At 67.8% G+C, this 17,263-nt stretch carries 17 protein-coding genes; 2 read left to right on the plus strand and 15 right to left on the minus strand.

Annotation, left to right across the window (positions count from 1 at the left end):
* Positions 1-59: 59 nt before the first annotated feature.
* The gene (locus F3H32_RS08295) at positions 60-596 is read left to right on the plus strand and encodes a shikimate kinase (RefSeq protein WP_115755617.1); all 537 of its coding nucleotides are present in this window, start codon (positions 60-62) and stop codon (positions 594-596) included.
* Entirely contained in the window at positions 593-1,696 is a 1,104-nt protein-coding gene (gene aroB / locus F3H32_RS08300) for a 3-dehydroquinate synthase (RefSeq protein ID WP_149765427.1), read from the plus strand. Before F3H32_RS08295 ends, aroB begins: the two co-directional genes overlap by 4 nt.
* On the opposite strand, the gene mnhG is transcribed toward aroB, so the two are convergent.
* From mnhG to gmd, 15 genes are all read right to left on the minus strand, one after another.
* Positions 1,693-2,085: a monovalent cation/H(+) antiporter subunit G gene (mnhG, locus tag F3H32_RS08305; protein ID WP_149765428.1), complete on the minus strand. Its 393-nt coding sequence runs from the start codon at positions 2,083-2,085 to the stop codon at positions 1,693-1,695. The genes aroB and mnhG overlap by 4 nt on opposite strands.
* On the minus strand, positions 2,082-2,363 hold the full coding sequence (locus F3H32_RS08310) for a K+/H+ antiporter subunit F (RefSeq protein WP_115755612.1): 282 nt from the start codon (positions 2,361-2,363) through the stop codon (positions 2,082-2,084). Before F3H32_RS08310 ends, mnhG begins: the two co-directional genes overlap by 4 nt.
* Positions 2,360-2,848, minus strand: a complete 489-nt coding sequence (locus tag F3H32_RS08315; protein WP_149765429.1) for a Na+/H+ antiporter subunit E — start codon at positions 2,846-2,848, stop codon at positions 2,360-2,362. Before F3H32_RS08315 ends, F3H32_RS08310 begins: the two co-directional genes overlap by 4 nt.
* Positions 2,845-4,590, minus strand: a complete 1,746-nt coding sequence (locus F3H32_RS08320) for a monovalent cation/H+ antiporter subunit D (protein WP_149765458.1) — start codon at positions 4,588-4,590, stop codon at positions 2,845-2,847. Before F3H32_RS08320 ends, F3H32_RS08315 begins: the two co-directional genes overlap by 4 nt.
* A complete protein-coding gene (locus tag F3H32_RS08325; RefSeq protein ID WP_115755609.1) occupies positions 4,590-4,934 on the minus strand; it encodes a Na+/H+ antiporter subunit C in 345 nt (114 codons plus the stop codon). Before F3H32_RS08325 ends, F3H32_RS08320 begins: the two co-directional genes overlap by 1 nt.
* Positions 4,934-7,813, minus strand: coding sequence for a monovalent cation/H+ antiporter subunit A (locus F3H32_RS08330; RefSeq protein ID WP_149765430.1), 2,880 nt, complete (start codon positions 7,811-7,813; stop codon positions 4,934-4,936). The genes F3H32_RS08325 and F3H32_RS08330 overlap by 1 nt, the downstream gene beginning before the upstream one ends.
* A gap of 146 nt (positions 7,814-7,959) precedes the next feature.
* The gene (locus F3H32_RS08335; RefSeq protein WP_223191385.1) at positions 7,960-9,198 is read right to left on the minus strand and encodes a type III PLP-dependent enzyme; all 1,239 of its coding nucleotides are present in this window, start codon (positions 9,196-9,198) and stop codon (positions 7,960-7,962) included.
* Positions 9,191-9,427, minus strand: coding sequence for an acyl carrier protein (locus tag F3H32_RS08340; RefSeq protein ID WP_149765432.1), 237 nt, complete (start codon positions 9,425-9,427; stop codon positions 9,191-9,193). The genes F3H32_RS08335 and F3H32_RS08340 overlap by 8 nt, the downstream gene beginning before the upstream one ends.
* Positions 9,428-9,446: 19 nt before the next feature.
* A complete protein-coding gene (locus F3H32_RS08345; RefSeq protein WP_149765433.1) occupies positions 9,447-11,018 on the minus strand; it encodes an AMP-binding protein in 1,572 nt (523 codons plus the stop codon).
* Positions 11,011-11,547 carry a serine O-acetyltransferase gene (locus F3H32_RS08350; RefSeq protein WP_223191386.1) on the minus strand — a complete coding sequence of 179 codons (537 nt, stop codon included), beginning with the start codon at positions 11,545-11,547 and terminating at the stop codon, positions 11,011-11,013. The genes F3H32_RS08345 and F3H32_RS08350 overlap by 8 nt, the downstream gene beginning before the upstream one ends.
* 84 nt (positions 11,548-11,631) lie before the next feature.
* Positions 11,632-12,708, minus strand: a complete 1,077-nt coding sequence (locus F3H32_RS08355; protein WP_149765435.1) for a glycosyltransferase family 61 protein — start codon at positions 12,706-12,708, stop codon at positions 11,632-11,634.
* Between the two features lie 71 nt (positions 12,709-12,779).
* The gene (locus tag F3H32_RS08360; protein WP_149765436.1) at positions 12,780-13,946 is read right to left on the minus strand and encodes an SGNH/GDSL hydrolase family protein; all 1,167 of its coding nucleotides are present in this window, start codon (positions 13,944-13,946) and stop codon (positions 12,780-12,782) included.
* A gap of 70 nt (positions 13,947-14,016) precedes the next feature.
* Positions 14,017-15,186, minus strand: a complete 1,170-nt coding sequence (locus tag F3H32_RS08365; RefSeq protein WP_149765437.1) for a DegT/DnrJ/EryC1/StrS family aminotransferase — start codon at positions 15,184-15,186, stop codon at positions 14,017-14,019.
* Positions 15,183-16,106, minus strand: coding sequence for a GDP-L-fucose synthase family protein (locus F3H32_RS08370; RefSeq protein ID WP_149765438.1), 924 nt, complete (start codon positions 16,104-16,106; stop codon positions 15,183-15,185). Before F3H32_RS08370 ends, F3H32_RS08365 begins: the two co-directional genes overlap by 4 nt.
* Complete coding sequence (gene gmd / locus F3H32_RS08375; RefSeq protein WP_188128624.1) at positions 16,107-17,231, minus strand: GDP-mannose 4,6-dehydratase; 1,125 nt, start codon at positions 17,229-17,231, stop codon at positions 16,107-16,109. It lies immediately after the preceding gene.
* Positions 17,232-17,263 lie beyond the last annotated feature (32 nt).

Genomic DNA, 17,263 nt, shown 5'->3' on the forward strand with positions numbered 1-17,263 from the left:
TTTCCCGAAAGATCACGCCATCAGTCTGTCCGGTTGCAAAAGGCGGGAACCGGGTGGTGATGCGGCAAAACATCGTGCTGATCGGGATGATGGGGGCGGGCAAGACCGCGATCGGCGGCGAAATCGCGCGCCGGTTGCGCCGGCCGTTCTGGGACACCGATGCCGAGATCGAGCGCGCCGCGGCCATGACCATCCCGGAAATCTTTGCCCGCGATGGCGAGGATTTCTTTCGCGCCCGCGAATCCGAGGTGCTGGGCCGGGTGCTGGATTCGGGGGCCAGCATCGTCTCGACCGGCGGCGGCGCCTGGCTGCGCCCGGAAAACCGGGCCCGCATCGCGGCCGGCGGCGTCGCGGTCTGGCTGGACTGCGACCTGGAGACGCTGTGGCACCGGGTGCGGCATCGCCCGACGCGGCCGCTGCTTCAGACCCAGGACCCGCGCGGCACGCTGGAGCGGCTGCTGGCCGAGCGCAGCCCGGTCTATGCGCTGGCCGACATCCGCGTTCCCGCGCAGCGCGGCGACAGCATCGAACAAACGGCGGACCGCGTGCTGGACGCGATCCGCGCGCATGATCCGGCGATCCTGGAGGGCAAATGAGCATCGACACCGTTCACGTGGATCTTGGCGCGCGATCCTATGACGTGCGCATCGGCCAGGGCCTGCTGGCGCGGGCCGGGGACGAGATCGTGGCCCTGGCGGGCAAGCGCCGCGTCGCCATCCTGACCGACGAAACCGTGGCCGGGCTGCATCTGCCCGCCCTGCGCGAGGCGCTGGCCCGGCACGGCATCGAGGCGCCGGCGCTGGCCCTGCCGGCGGGCGAGGCCACGAAATGCTGGGCCGAGCTGGGCCGGGCCGTGGAATGGCTGCTGGCCCAGCGGATCGAGCGCAAGGACCTGGTCATTGCGCTGGGGGGCGGGGTGATCGGCGACCTGGCGGGCTTTGCCGCCGCGATCCTGCGCCGTGGCGTGCGCTTCGTGCAGATCCCGACCACGCTTCTGGCCCAGGTCGACAGTTCCGTCGGCGGCAAGACCGGGATCAACAGTCCCCAGGGCAAGAACCTGATCGGCGCCTTTCACCAGCCGGCGCTGGTGCTGGCCGATATCGACGTGCTGACCACCCTGGCGCCGCGCGATTTCCGCGCCGGCTATGGCGAGGTGGCCAAATACGGGCTTCTGGGCGACGAGGGCTTCTTTGAATGGCTAGAGGCCAACGCCACGGGGCTTGCCACCGACCCGGCGCTACGCCAGCGCGCCGTGCGGCATTCGGTGACGATGAAGGCGGGGATCGTCCAGCGCGACGAGACCGAGCAGGGCGAGCGCGCGCTGCTGAACCTGGGCCATACCTTTGGCCATGCGCTGGAATCGGCCACCGGCTATTGCGACCGGCTGCTGCATGGCGAGGGGGTGGCGATCGGCTGCGCGCTGGCCTTTGAGCTTTCCGCCAAGCTGGGCCTGTGCAGCCAGGAGGCGCCGTCGCGGGTGGCGGCGCATCTGGCCGCCATGGGCCTGCCGGCGCGGATCGCCGACATTCCGGGCGACCTGCCCGATGACGAGGCGCTGATCGGGCTGATGGCGCAGGACAAGAAGGTCCAGGACGGCAAGCTGCGCTTCGTGCTGGCGCGCGGCATCGGGCGGGCCTTTGTCACCGATGCCGTCGATCCGGGGCTTTTGCGGCAGGTGCTGGCGCAGTCGCGCTAGGCATCGCCCTGGGGGTCGTCGTCGGGCGGGACGGCATGGTGGCGGGGCGGCACGTCCTCGTCATGGCCCAGCTTGCGGTCGCGGTCGCGGCGCAGGGCGGCGCGGCCCAGCATCAGCATGGTGATCGGCGTGGTGATCATGATGAAGACGCCGATCATCAGCTCATGCACCACCGCCCGCCCCTCGGTCAGCGAGAACATCAGCATCGAGGCCAGGACGATCAGAAGCGTGCCGTAGCTATAGCCCAGGGTCGGCGCGTGCAGCCGCTGGTAAAAGCTTTTCAGCCGCACCAGCCCGACCCCGCCCAGCAGCGTCAGCGTGGCGCCGACGACCACGAAGAGCGCGACGATGATCGCGGCCCAGGGCGGAAGCTGTTCCAGATGCCTCATTCGATCACCTCGCCGCGCATCAGGAACTTGGCGGCGATCACCGTGGTGACAAAGCCCAGCACCGCGATGACCAGCGCGCCTTCGAAGAAGAAAACATTGCCATTGCCCATCCCGATCACCAAAAACAGCAGCATGGCGATGCTGTACATCGTATCAAGGCCCAGCACCCGGTCCTGGGCGCGCGGTCCCAGCAGCATGCGCCAGCAGGCCAGCGCCAGGGCCAGGATCAGGGCGATCTGGGCATAGCCCAGGGCGAAACGCAGGATCTCGGCTGTCATTCGAATATCTCCAAAAGCAGCGCCTCGTAGCGGTCGTGGATCAGGCTTTGCCAGTCGTCGTCGCTGCGCAGGTCCAGCACATGCAGCAGCAGCCGCCCCTCTTCCTGGTCGAACTCGATCCAGGCGGTGCCGGGGGTGCCGGTCAGGATGATCGCCAGCACCGCAATCGCGTTGGGATCGCGCATGCGCAGCGTCAACTGGACGAAGCCGGAATGGTATTTCGGATGGTCGGGGCCCAGGACCAGCACCCGCGCCACCGAGATGTTCGAGCGCAGGATGTCCAGCGCGACGATCGCCATCAGCTTGGGGATCGCCTGCCAGCGCCGGAAGACGGGCCTGGGCGGGTGCAGATGCTCGACCGTCCAGCCCGCCCCAAGCGCGATCAGCGTGCCCAGAACCAGGTGGCCCGGCGTGAAGGCGGTCAGAAACAGCCACATCAGCACCAGAACCGCCGAAAGCACGGGATGGGGGACAAGCCGGCTCATTGCGCCTCCTCGGCCGCGGCGTTCGGGCCGTTCGCGTCCTGGTCGTCCGCGACCGGGTCGGGCGCCAGGTTCTGCACCGGGGCGGCGCGCACGTCCTGGGCATCGGCCAGCACCGCGTTGCGATAGACCCCAGGTTCAAGCAGCGCGCCGGCGGTGGCGTTGGTATAGCCCAGAAGCGCATCCGAACGCAGGGTTTGCAGCCCGATCATGCCCAGCAGCATGACCACCGGCACCACCTCCAGCGCCAGGATGCGGGGGGTCGGGCCTTCCTCGGCCCAGAAGCGGCGGATGCCAAAGCGCATCAGCGCGATCAGCGCCCCCAGCCCCGACAGGATCAGCATCGCGGCATAGGCCCACAGGATCACCGGCAGGTGGCCCCCGGCGGGCAGGTTGTCCTGAACCGCGCCGCGCAGAATGGCGAGCTTGCCGATGAAGCCGGGCATCGGCGGCAGGCCGGCCAGCATGGCGGCGACCAGCCCGAAACAGATCGCCATGGTCAGCCAGCTCACGGTGCGCTGGCTGGCGGGCGCGGTGGTATCCTCGACCGTGCCCAGCCCCATGGGGGCCCAGCGTTCCGACAGCGGGTCGAAACCGTCGGCCTCGGCCGGGGTGTCGTCATCGTCGCCCCGGTCGTCACGGCTGACCGGCTCGGCAATCAGGAAAAAGGCCGCGATGGCCGCGGTCGAGCCGATCATGTAGTAAAGCGCCCCGCCCAGCATCGAACTGCCGCCGCCGGCCTGGGCGAAACCCACTGCCGCCAGCACCGTCCCCGACGAGATGATGGCCAGATAGCCGCCTTTGCGCACCAGTTCCGGGGTGCCCAGCACGCCGATCATGCCAAAGCCCATGGTCAGCACGCCGCCGATCATCAGCACCGAGGCGCCGAAACCCGCCGAAAGCCCGGCATCCGGCCCTAGCACCAGCAGCGACAGGCGCAGGATGACATAGACGCCGACCTTGGTCATGATGGCCATGATCGCGGCGGCGGGCGGGGCGGCCGCGCCATAGGTGGGCGGCAACCAGAAGCCCAGCGGCCAGGCCGCCGCCTTGATCAGGAAGGCCAGGCCCAGGAAGGTCGCGGCGGCATGGAACAGCAGCCGTTCCGCATCGTCGAGCCAGTAAAGCGCCCGGCCGATATCGGCCATGTTCAGCGTGCCGGTGGTGCCATAGACCAGCGCCACCCCGATCAGGAACAGCAGCGACGCCGCCAGGTTCACCGCCAGGTAATGCAGCCCGGCCTTGATCCGCTCGGGCCCCGAGCCGTGCAGCATCAGCCCGTAGGAGGCCGCCAGCATCACCTCGAAGAACACGAACAGGTTGAACAGGTCCCCGGTCAGGAAAGAGCCGTTGACCCCCGCCAGCAGGAACTGGAACATGCTGTGGTAATGCTGGCCCTTGCCCTGCCAGCCGGCGGCGGCATAGATCAGCGAGGGCGCAGCCAGCAGCGCCGTCAGCATCACCATCATCGCCGACAGCCGGTCCAGCACCAGCACGATGCCGATCGGCACCGGCCAGTCGCCCAGCCGATAAAGGCCGACGACGGTGCCGCCCTGTTCGGTCGCGGATTTCACATCCGCCATCAGCTCGATCGAGGCCAGGAAGGTCAGCCCCACCGCCACCAGCCCCATGATCAGCTTGGTCTGCCGGTTGCGGTCGCTGTAAAACAGCATCAAGGCGCCCGCGACCAGCGGAATCAGGATCGGCGCGATCATCAGGTGGTCGGGCATGGCGCCGTCGTTCATCACGATTGACGCTCCTTGCCGTCGACATGATCGGTGCCCGTCGCCCCGCGCGAGGCGATCATCAGCACCAGAAACAGCGCCGTGGTGGCAAAGCTGATCACGATGGCGGTCAGCACCAGCGCCTGCGGCAGCGGATCGGCATAGGCGGTCGGATCGACGAAGCCGCCCTTGGGCATGATCGGTGCTGCGCCGACATAAAGCCGCCCCATGGCAAAGATGAACAGGTTGACCCCATAGGCCAGCAGGCAAAGCCCGACGATCACCTGATACGAGCGAGGGCGCATAAGCAGCCAGACGCCAGAGCCGACCAGGACGCCGATGGCAAGGGCCAGGATCAGTTCCATCAGGCTGTCTCCTCTTTGGGTTCGGCGGGGCGGGCGCGCGGGGCCACGCGCAGCGATTGGTGGGCGATGGCGATCAGCATCAGCACGATGGCCCCCAGCACCAGCGCGAAGACGCCGAAATCGAACAGCATCGCGGTGGAAAAAGGCACCTGGCCGATCAGCGGCAGGTCGAGATAGCGCGCATGCGCGCTGAGGAAGGGATAGCCAAAGATCCACGACCCGGCCCCCACCGCGGCCGCGATGGTCAGCCCCGCCGCCATCCAGCGCACCGGCAGCACGACGATCCGCGCCTCGACCCAGCGCACATTGGCGGCGACATATTGAAGCAGCAGCCCGATGGCCAGGGTGACGCCGGCGGCAAAGCCCCCGCCCGGCAGGTCATGGCCGCGCAAGAACAGATAGGCGGCCAGCGCGATGATCGGCGCGAACAGCCATTGCATCAGCACCGAGGGCACGAAGAGATAGGCTTCCAGCGCCTGTTCTTCGGCATCAAGCTGCGGGCGCGGGCGCTCGACGCTTTCCGGCGCGGGGCGGAAGCGGCGCAGCAGCGCATAGACGGTCAGCCCGACCGTGGCCAGCACGGTGATTTCGCCGAAGGTGTCGAAGGCGCGGAAATCGACCAGGATGACATTGACGACATTGGTGCCGCCGCCCTCGACATAGGCGTTGCGCAGGAACCAGTCCCCGACCGAGGCGCCGGGCGCGGTCAGCAGCACCGCCAGCGCCAGCGCGGTCATGCCGGTGCCGCAGGCCACGGCGATCAGCAGGTCGCGGGCGCGGCGCGACCGCGAGACAAAGCTTTGGTCGCCGGGGATTTCCTGGTCGCGCTTGGGCAGCCAACGCAGGCCCAGAAGCAAAAGCGCGGTGGTCGCGATCTCGACCAGAAGCTGGGTCACGGCCAGGTCGGGCGCCGACAGCCAGACAAAGGTGGCGCAGGTCACAAGCCCCGCCCCGCCCATCAGCACCAGCGCCGCGAAACGGTGATACTTGGCCTGCCAGGCGGCGCCCACGGCGCAGGTGCCGCCGACCAGCCACAGCAGGGCAAAGACCAGCTCGCTGGCGCCGATCTGCGGCATCGGCACGTTCCAGTCCAGCCGGCGCAGGACGAACCATGCCCCCGCCAGCGCCAGCAGCACCTGCACGCGCAGTTGCGCCTGAAGCCCGGCGGTGGACAGCACGCGCAGCGCCAGCCGCGGCAGGCGGATGGTCAGGGATTGCAACAGCCAGTCGAAACCGCGGGCGAAATCCAGCCGGCGCAACAGCCGGGTGCCGTCCTCGCCCGAATCGATCAGCCGCCGCGGCAGCAGATAGATCAGCGCCCCCAGCCCCATCGCGATCATGCTCATGACCAGGGGCGCGTTGATGCCGTGCCAGATCTTCAGGCTGAAGCGCGGCAGGTCCGGCCCGACCACCGCCAGGCTGGCGGTTTGCAGCCAGGTGCCCAGCACCTGCTGGGGAAACATCCCGACCGCAAGGCAGATCGCGACCAGGATCGCCACCGGCAGGCGCATCAGCAGCGGCGGCTCGTGCGGTTCCTGCGGCAGGTCGGTGGCCGGCGGGCCGAAGAACACCGTGACGATGAAACGCAGCGAATAGGCGGCGCTGAACGCCCCGGCCACGACCGCGACAATGGGTGCGAAACTGTCAAGCGAGCCACCATTGTTCCAGACATAGGTCGCCTCGAAGAACATCTCCTTGGACAGGAAGCCGTTCAGCAGCGGCACCCCCGCCATGGCGCCCGAGGCGATGATGGCCAGCGCCGCCGTGACCGGCATGGCGCGCGCCAGGCCAGACAGGCGGCGCATGTCGCGCGTGCCGGTTTCGTGGTCGATGATGCCGGCGGCCATGAACAGCGATGCCTTGAACACCGCGTGGTTGACGATGTGAAACACCGCCGCGACCAGGGCAAAGGGCGTGCCGATCCCCGCCAGCGCGGTGATCAGCCCCAGATGGCTGATGGTGGAATAGGCCAGCAGCCCCTTGAGGTCATGGCGGAACAGCGCCACCACCGCCCCCAGCAGCAGCGTGGTCAGGCCGATGCCGGTGACGATCTGGAACCACAGATCCGTGCCCCCCAGCGCCGGGTGAAAGCGCAACAGCACGAAGACCCCGGCCTTTACCATGGTCGCCGAATGCAGATAGGCCGAGACCGGCGTCGGCGCCGCCATGGCGTTGGGCAGCCAGAAATGGAACGGGAATTGCGCCGATTTGGTGAATGCCCCCAGCACGAACAGGATCAGCACCACCGGATAAAGCCGGTGGCCGGTGATCTTCGCCCCGGCGGCCAGCACCGCGTCCAGGTCATAGCTGCCGGCGATCTGGCCCAGCAGGATCATGGCCACCATCAGGCACAGCCCGCCCGAGGCGGTCACGATCAGCGACATCCGCGCCCCGTCGCGCGCGTCCTGGCGCTGGAACCAATAGCCGATCAGCAGGAACGAGACGATGCTGGTCAGTTCCCAAAACACCACCAGCATGATGATGTTGCCCGACAAAAGCAGCCCCGACATGGCCCCGCAAAAGGCCAGAAGGCTGGAATAAAGCCGCGGCGCGGGGTCGTCGGGCGACATGTAATAGCGCGCATACAGGATGACCAGAAAGCCGATCCCCGCCACCAGCACCATGAACAGCCAGGAAAACCCGTCGATGCGGAACGTCAGGTCAAGGCCGATGGAACTGACCCAATAGACCGTCCCGGTGATGTTTTCCCCCCCGGCCACGGCGGGATAAAGAACGCCCAGGATCACCAGCGAGACGATCATCGTCAGCCCCGCCAGCCAGGCTTCGGCATTGCGCGCCCGAATGGGCAGCGTTGCCGCAAGGGCGGCCGACACGAAAGGCGTCAGAACAAGCATGAGCAACAGGTTCTGTTCGACCATCGTGTTCCTTGTCAGGCTGGGAATGTGCGCCGATAATAGACGGGCGCCCGCCGAAAACACAACCGATCCGGTCGAGAAAAGCCCCGAAAAAAACTCGGATCAGCAATATTTTATCGACGCTGCGGCGAACTGCCCCGGCCCGGCGCTTAGCCGTCGCGGATTCGCGTCACCTCGCGCATCTGCCCCCCGGTCACCAGCACCTCGGCCGGCATGGGATGGCTGATGAAATGCAGCGGGCTGGCCGTCGGCCCATAGGCGCCGCAGCCATGGATGGCGAGCAGGTCGCCCTCGTCCAGCCGCGGCAGCAGGACGCCGCCCCCCAGCTTGTCGATCGAGGTGCAGAGCGGCCCGGATATGTCTTGCTTTTCCTGGGGCCGGGTGCCGCTTTCATCGCCACCGACGCGGTGCATGACGTAGTTGCGCCGCAGCACCATGCCGAAATTGCCCGAGGCGGCCAGGTTGGCATTCAGCCCGCCGTCGCAGATGGCGATGCGGGTGCCGCGCGATTGCTTGACCGAGACGACGCGGGTCACGAACCAGCCCGCCGGCCCGACCAGGTAGCGGCCCAGTTCCAGCACCAGCCGGGTCGCGGGAAAGCGCGCGGCAAAGGCGCCCAGTTCCGGCCCGATCCCGGCGGCGATCTCGGCCAGGTCCAGCGCGTTGTCGCCGGGATGATAGGGGATGCCCAGTCCGGCGCCGAAGATCAGCTTTTCCGGGCGCAGGTCCAGCGCGGCGCAGGTGTCGGAAAACACCTGCATGAAGATGCGCCAGTTTTCGCAGATCGCCTGGGATTTCAGGCATTGCGTGCCGGAATAGATGTGCAGCCCGATGATGCGCAGGTTCGGCAGGGCGGCGATCTGCGGCAGGATCTCGTCCGCGTCCTCGACATCGACGCCGAAGGGGCTGGGCCGGCCGGCCATCTGGTCACCGAAGCCCTTGGGCACGCGCGCGGGCGCCAGGCGGATCAGCACCGGCTGGACGCGGCCCAGTTCGGCGGCGACGGCATCGGCCAGCCGCGCCTCGCGCAGGCTTTCCACGACCAACTCGCCCAGGCCCGCCCGGATGGCGGCGCGCAGTTCCGTTTCGCGCTTGGCCGGGCCGGTAAAGCTGATCTTCGCCGCATCCCAGCCCGCCTCGCGCGCCAGCGCCAACTCGCCCCCCGAAGAAATGTCGAGGCAGTCCAGCCGGTCCCGCATCCAGCCCAGCAGCGCGGGATTCGGATTGCTTTTCACCGCGAAGCTGACCGCGAACCAGCGCCCCAGATGCGCGCGCAGATGCGCCAGCCGGGCCTCGATTTCGTCGGTGGCATAGACATAGGCCGGCGTGCCGAAGCGCGCCGCCGCCCCGGCCAGGTGGCGGTCAAGGTCGGCGGCCAGGTCAGTCAAGGGACTGCACATAGGCCAGGATGGCGTCCACCGTGTCGAAATTCTCCAGCGTCACGTCGCCCGGCTGCACCCGCACCCCGGCCTTGTCCTCGACAAAGGCGATCAGCCCCACCATCGCCACCGAATCCAGCATCCCGGTCGAGAAAAGCTCGGTATCGCCGTCCAGCGGCGTGTCGATGTTCAACTCGCTGCGGATATGGCGGATCAGGTCGTCCTTGCTGAGGCTCATGGATTCAATGCCTTTCTGGTCAGTTCTGCAATGCCGCCTTGGCGGCGGAAATGATGGCGGGGCGGTCCAGCTTGCCGCTGGCGGTGCGCGGCATGGCGGCCGGCCAGGAATGATAGCGCTGCGGGCGCATGTAATGGGGCATGGCGCGGGCGCAATGCGCGGCAAGCGCGGCCTCGTCGCCCTGCGGCAGATAGGTCACGACGGCATGGACGGCCTGGCCCAGTTGGGCATCCTCGACCCCGAAGGCCACCACGTCGGTGACATGACCGCTTTGCGAGATCGCGTCCTCGACCTCGGTCGGCGACAGGCGAAAGCCCAGGGTCTTGATCATCTCGTCCATGCGGCTGACGAACCACAGGTCGCCATCTTCGTCCACGCGAACCAGGTCGCCCGACCAGACCACCGGCTGATCGCCCAGCAGATGCGCCAGTTCCGGGCAGGGGCGGATCTTCTGCGCCGTCACCTCGGGCTTTTCCCAATAGCCCATGCTGACCAGCGGCCCGGCATGGACCAGCTCGCCCTGTTCGCCGGGGCCGGCCACGCCCTGGCCGTGCTTGACGGCAAAGACCTGCGCGTTCGGGATCTGCCGGCCGATCGAGCCCATCTTGGCGGCGAATTTCGCCGGCGGCAGATAGGTCGAGCGGAACGCCTCGGTCAGCCCATACATCAGGTAGATGTCGACGCCCGGAAACACCTGCGGCAGCAATTCCAGGATGTTCGGGGGGATCTTGCCGCCGGTATTGGTGATGCGCCGCAGCGCCGGCAATTCGGTCGGCCGGTCCACCAGCAGCCGCACGATCTGGTTCCACAAGGGCGGCACCCCGGCGATTCCCGTCACCGATTCGGCCTTGGCCATGCGGATGATCTCGGCCGGCATGGTCAGCGGCTGGTGCACAACCGTCCCGCCGGTCAGCAACATGGTGGTCAGCTGGTTCAGCCCGGCGTCGAAACTGTAGGGCAGCACCGAAAGCAGCCGGTCGCTTTCGTCCAGCCCCAGGTAGTCCGCGACCGAGATGGCGCCCACGCGGATATTGCGATGGCTGAGCATCACCCCCTTGGGCGCGCCGGTCGAGCCCGAGGTGTAGATGATCATCGCCAACCCGCGCGGGTCGGATTCGTCGGGCGCGGACGCAAGGTCGGCGGCAAGCGGCCCCCAAGGGTCCGCGCCCTGGACAAGGCCCTCGGCCTTGCCCTGAACAAGATAGGCCGTGCCCTGGGGCAGGGCATGGTCGCCCGCCAGCGCCTCTAGCACCTTGGCGGGCAGGATCGCGGCGCGCGCCCGGCTGTCGCGGGCGACATAGGCCAGTTGCGCGGGGGTCCAGCGGATGTTCACGTTGACGACGACCGCGCCGATCTTCCAGGCGCCGAACATGGCCGCGACCTCGTCGATGCCCTTGCGCAGATGCACGATCACCCGGTCGCCGGGGCGGATGCCGCGCCGGACCAGCCAGTCGGCCACGCGCCCCGCCTCGGCCGCGAGTTCGGCGAAGCTGACCGAGCGGCCCTGGTCCACCGCGGCGATCTTATCCGCGCGGGCGGGCAGGTTGTCGGCCAGCAGGCGCCACATGCTGCGGTCGAAATCGTCACTCATTCGCGGGGGCCTTCTTCTTGGCGGCAAAGATCGGCAGGCTGGGATAGATCCTGGCCGGAGAGCCGATCACCACCGAATCGGGCGGCACATTGGTCGTCACCGCGGTATTGGCGCCGATCCGCACCCGGTCGCCGATGGTGATCGGCCCCAGCACGCAGGAATTGACGCCGATGAACACGTCGTCGCCGATCACCGGCGCGCCGGGACCCATATTGGTGCCGATGGTGACGTTGTGCATCACCCCGCAGCGGTCGCCGATCACCACGTCGGGATGGATCGACAGCGAGCCCTCGGCATGGATGATGTGGAAATCGCGGCCCAGTTGCACCTGCGGCGGGATCCAGACCTTGGTCACGTTCAGCACCAGGATCTTCATCAGCGCATAAAGCTTGCCCGCCAGCCAGCGCGCCTGCGGGTTCCGCCGCTCCAGGGCCCAGCGGCCATAGCGGTGGACGGCCAGCGACACGAAGGCAGGCTCGGTCAGCGAGCGGCCGTGTCTTTCATAGTCGTCGCGCAGAGTTTCGAACATCACCATGCACTTGTTAATCACTTCGCGGAAAATCGGGTTGCCGGCCCCATATTCCGTTGTCGCGGCGCAAACTCAACCTGACTGTTAGGATACTTCCGGGGCCGGGTTGCGGGCCGTGGCGGCCGCGATCAGGTCCAGGGTGCGCCGCAACTGGTCCCATTCCACCCGGTAGCCGCGGGCGGTGCCCGACCCCACCACCATGGCGTAATTCTGTCGCCAGCAATCCGTCAGCAGCTTGAGCGAGGTCGTCACCCGGTCCGCCGGCTGCAAGGTCAGCACCGTGCCGCCGGGGGCCATGGCGATGACGCCATGGGCAAGCTGGCTGCCCTCGACCCCGACGACCAGACGGGTCGCGCCGGCCGCCTGCGCCAGTTCGTCGGCATCCATGCGGTCGATGTAAAGCGTGGAAAATCCGTATTCGGCCTCCAGCCGCTCGGCGATCTCGGCCTCGTTCTCCAGGATGCGGGCATCGCCGCTGGCGCCGCGAAAGATGAAGACGCCGGGCCGCGGCGACGGATCGTGGCCGGCAAGGACGCGGGCGCGGTTTTCCTGCGCGCGGGCGCGGCGGTGGCTGTTGTTGTGCAGGTCGTCGAACAGGACCAGCTCGTCGAAATGCACGTCGCCGATGCGGCGGGGCGCCATGCCCAGCAGTTCCTCGTAGCGGGCGACATGGCCGCCCCGCGGGGGCGCCGAGGTGACGGGCGCGCCGGCGCCTTCGGCCAGCCGATAGGCCAGGCAGTCGTTCAAAAGCCAGTTGCCGAACCAGCGGTTGCCGATCCAGCTTTCGTAAAGCGCGCCCGACAGGCTTTCGCGGGGCCGCGAATAGGTCAGGCCGGAATGGCGGCGCTGGCGCAGGTGGCGGTCGGCCCCCCGCGCATGCAGCACCCCATCGACGAAATCCACGTCGCGAAACCGATAGCCCATCGTGGCGGGCGTGGGTTCGGCCGGGTTGCCGCGCATCTGCGCCAGGATGTCGGGCAGGGCGCCGAATTCGGTGCGGGCGATATGTTCGACCTGGTCGGGCAGCCAGATGCCCGGCGCGATCGCGGCCAGTTCCGGCGGGCAGATCTGCCAGCGCTCGACCGCGCCGGCAAGGAAATCCGCATGGCCGATGCCCAACAGGCGTCGCAGGCGGTTATGGATCGGTCTTAGCGAGGGCATGTCGGCTCGGCTGGCTGGGTCGGGTGGAGTTTGCGATCGCAGCGCCGCTGGTGCAAGCGCAGATCGACGCATCAGCCCGGTTGCGGTTGCCCAAGCGCCGCCACCAGCCTTTCCGCAATGGCGGCGTGGTCGCGGGCCGACAGGTGCCACAGGCAGGCGTCGCGGCGCGGATCGTCCAGGACCAGCAAAAGATTGGCCATGCCGCGCGCCGACAGCAGGTCCGAGGCGCGGCGATGCGCCTGGACCAGTTCGGGCCCATATTCGCCAAAGGCCAGCAGCACCATCGTCGCGCCGGGATTGTCGCCCAGGCGCGCGGCGGCGAAATCAGCCAGAGCCGGGCCGAAATCGCCGCCCAGTTCGGCCTTGTCGCCCCAGCCTTCCCCTGGATCCAGGTCCGAGCCGAAGACATTGGAACCCAGGGCGATGACGACGATATCCGCCCGGCGCTGGGGCAGGGCGGGCGCATCCGGGTCCCCCGGCAGGGCCAGGGAGTAAAGCCGCTCCATCGTATGGGCGGGGTCGGCGCCGCCGTAATTGCGCAAAAGCCCGATGCCCGAGCGCGCGATCAGTCGATAATCCGAACCCAGCGCCGCAGCAGCCTGGGGTCCGAAACCGCGGCTGGTATCGGTGGCGGCAAAGATTTCCTCGGCATCGCAATCGCGGCGCTGCGCGGTGTTGCCAAAGCCGACCGTGTCGGAATCGCCGATGAACTCGATCAGCCGGGGCGGCGGCGGGGGCGGGGGCAGCGCCGCCGCCCCCTTGTCCAGGAAGAAGCCGCCGAAAGTCGCCGGCGCCGGGGATTCGCTGATCTTTTCCGCCCGGATGTCATGGACGCCGGGCGAAAGCCCGTCGATGCGCAGGTCCTTTCGGCCGGGGCGCGCAAGTTCGACTGCCTGGCCGTCCAGCGTGATGCGCCAGCGGTTGACCGCATCGTCGAAGCGCAGGGTGATCGCCGTCCCGGTGAACCGCGCCGAGGCGTGAAAGCCCGGCCATTCATGGCGCAGGCCCGGCCCCGCCGGGACCGATGCCGCGCGCCCCGTGATCGTGGCGGCAAGCGCCGTCAATCCGGGTTGGGGTTCAACCAGCCGCACCCGGATATCCGCGCCGTCGTCCAGGCGAAGCGCGGGAACCGGCGTGACCGGGCGCGGCGGGGCGGGCCAGGCATACCACGCCCCGGCGATGGCCAGCATGATCGCCAGGGCCGCGATGCCGATCCGCTCCGTCCATCCCCAGCCCATGACCACCCCAAGACATGCCGCCGCCGATCCTGGCCAGAACCAGGCCCGCAAGTCCAGCGCGCCCTGGGGCTTAGCCGCGAAATCCGGCCAGAATCTCGATCGCCTCGCGGATGTCATAATGATGATTGCCGATGAAGAAACCGTTAAGGTCGATTTCTTCGGCATTGGTCATCGGCCCGTGCAGGCTGTGATCCATCAGTTGCAGCACCGGATTTTTCGTGAAATTGCCGCTGACGATGGGCCGGGTTTCGAACCCCAGCGCCCCAAGCCGCGCCAGCACCTCGCGCCGCGAAAGCCCGCTTTCGGGGCGCAGCACCAGCGAAAAGCCGAACCAGCTGCTTTCGCCGGTCTCGCGCTGGATGCGCAGCAGCGGGTGGTTGGCCATCGCCTCGACCCAGCGCGCGCCGTTCGACCGCCGGCCCCGGACCAGCCCCGGCAGCTTGGCCAGTTGCGCCCGCCCCAGCGCGCCCGACATCTCCAGCGGGCGCAGGTTGTATCCGGGCAGGACGAAGCGAAAGCTTTCCTCGAAGGGATCGTCGCTTTTCTCGCCGGTCACGCGGTTGAATTTCGGCAGGTTGCGCGTCCAGCCATGCGCCCGCAGCGCCAGCAGGATGTGGTAAAGCTCTTCGTCGTCGGTGACGACCAGCCCGCCCTCCATGGTCGAGATGTGATGCGAGAAGAAGGTCGAGAACGTCCCCATCACCCCGAACGTGCCGCATTGCCGGCCGCCGAAAGTCGCGCCCATGGATTCGCAATTATCCTCGATCAGCAGGATGCGGCGGCTGCCGATCAGCGAACGGATCGCGTCGAAATCATTGGGATTGCCCAGCAGGTTCACCGCCATGATGGCGCGGGTGCGCTCGTCTATGGCGCCGGCCAGCGCCGCCAGGTCGTAATTCAGCGTCTCGCGGTCGATATCGACGAATTTCAGGTGCAGCCCGTATTGATGCAGCGGAAAGAAGCTGGTCGACCAGGACACGGCCGGCACGATCACCTGGTCCCCCGGCATCAGCCGCAGCGCCGGATCCTGCGTATGGCGCAGCGCCGCCACCATGGCCAGATTGGCCGATGAGCCCGAATTGACCATCACCGCGTAGCGGCTGCCGGTGAAGCGGGCGAAATCCGCCTCGAAAGCCGCGACCTCGGGGCCCATCGAGAACCGGCCCGAGCCGATGACCCGCTGCAAGGCGTCCTGCTCTGCCTCGTCCCAGCTTGAGCTTGCAAGGGGAAAGCGGCTCATGGCTGATGCTCCAGATACCAGGCATAGGTGGCGGCGATGCCCTCGTGCAGGCCGGTCCGCGGCGCCCAGCCCCAGGCGGTCTGCCGCGCCACGGACAAAAGCTTGCGGCGCATGCCGACCGGCTTGCCCAGGTCATGCGCAAAGCGGCCCTGCCAGCCGACCACCGCGGCCACGACGTCATAGTATTCGTTGATGGTGTGATCGACACCCGGCCCGACATTCATGACCGCGGGCAGCGCCGAAGGATCGGCCAAGGCGCGCAGGATCGCGTCGGCCAGATCGCCGGCATACATGAACTCGCGCCGCGCCGTGCCGTCGCCCCAGATCTCGACCGTCTCATGGCCCTCGACCCTGGCGCGGTGGATCTTGTGGATGACCGCCGGCAGCAGATGCGCGCGGCGGGGGTCGAACTTGTCATGGGGGCCGTAAAGATTGCAAGGGATCAGCGTGCGCCATTGCAGCGCGCGATCTTCGCGGCAGGCATATTCCACCAGCCGCATGGCCATGATCTTGGCCAGCGCATAGCCTTCGTTGCTTGGCTCCAGCGCGCCGGACAGGATCTGCTCTTCGGCCAGGTCGCGGCCCAGATCGCGCGGATAGACGCAACTGGAGCTTAGATTGATCAGCACGGGCACGCCCGCGTCGCGGCAGGCGGTGACAAGGTTCAGGCCGATGCGGGCATTCTCGGCCAGATACCGCAGCGGCTCGGCCATATTGGCCTGGATGCCGCCGACGACGCCGGCCGCATGGACCACCGCATCGGGGCGATGCCGGGCCAGCCAGTCGCGCAGGGCGCGGGCGTCGCGCAGGTCCAACTCGGCCCGCGGCGGCGCAAGGACCTGCCAGGCCGCGATGCCGGGATGGGCGCGCAGGTTCCGTCCGACCATGCCCTGGCCGCCGGTGACGAACAGCCGCGCCATCTAGCGCGACCCGGCCGGGACCGGCTGGGCAAGCCCGTGACGGTGCAGCAGCGCATGCTGCCGGGCGCTGCGCAGGTCGGCGGCGACCATCTCGGCGATCATCTGGCGCAAGCTGGTTTCGGGCCGCCAGCCCAGCCGCTGATGGGCCTTGGCGGCGTCGCCCAGCAGGCTTGCCACTTCGGCGGGGCGAAAATACTTCGGATCGACCCGCATCACCACGTCGCCGGGCGCCAGGGCCGGCGCCCGGTCCCCGGTGATCGAGGCGACCACCGCCACCTCCTCGACGCCGGTGCCGCGGAATTCCAGCGCGATGCCCAGCTCCTCGGCCGTCCAGATCAGGAACTGGCGCACGGAATGCTGCTCGCCAGTGGCGATGACATAATCGTCAGGCGCATCGCATTGCAGCATCAGCCATTGCATGCGCACATAGTCGCGGGCATGGCCCCAGTCGCGCAGCGCATCCAGGTTGCCCAGGTAAAGGCAGCTTTCGACGCCTTGGGCGATATTGGCCAGCCCGCGGGTGATCTTGCGGGTCACGAAGGTTTCCCCCCGGCGCGGGCTTTCATGGTTGAACAGGATGCCGTTGCAGGCAAAAAGCCCGTAGGCCTCGCGGTAGTTCACCGTGATCCAATAGGCGTAAAGCTTGGCCACGGCATAGGGGCTGCGCGGGTGAAACGGCGTGCGCTCGGTCTGCGGGCTCTCACGCACCAACCCGTAAAGCTCGGAACTCGACGCCTGGTAAAAGCGCGTCGCCCCCTCAAGCCCCAGGAAGCGGATCGCCTCCAACAGCCGCAGCGCGCCCAGCCCGTCGACATCGGCGGTATATTCCGGCGCCTCGAAACTGACCGCGACATGGGATTGCGCGCCCAGGTTATAAACCTCGTCGGGGCGCACCTCGGCCAGGATCCGGGTCAGGTTCGACGTGTCGGCCAGATCGCCGTAATGCAGGAAAAACCGCGGTTCGACCGCATGCGGGTCCTGGAAGATGTGATCGACGCGCTGGGTGTTGAAGGACGAGGCGCGGCGCTTGATGCCATGCACCTCATAGCCCTTTTCCAGCAGGAACTCGGCCAGGTAGGAACCGTCCTGCCCCGTGACCCCGGTGATCAGCGCCTTTTTCACCATCGCCCAACCTCGAACCACGAAACCGCGCTGCG

Source organism: Paracoccus thiocyanatus, from assembly GCF_900156255.1.
GTDB lineage: Bacteria > Pseudomonadota > Alphaproteobacteria > Rhodobacterales > Rhodobacteraceae > Paracoccus > Paracoccus thiocyanatus.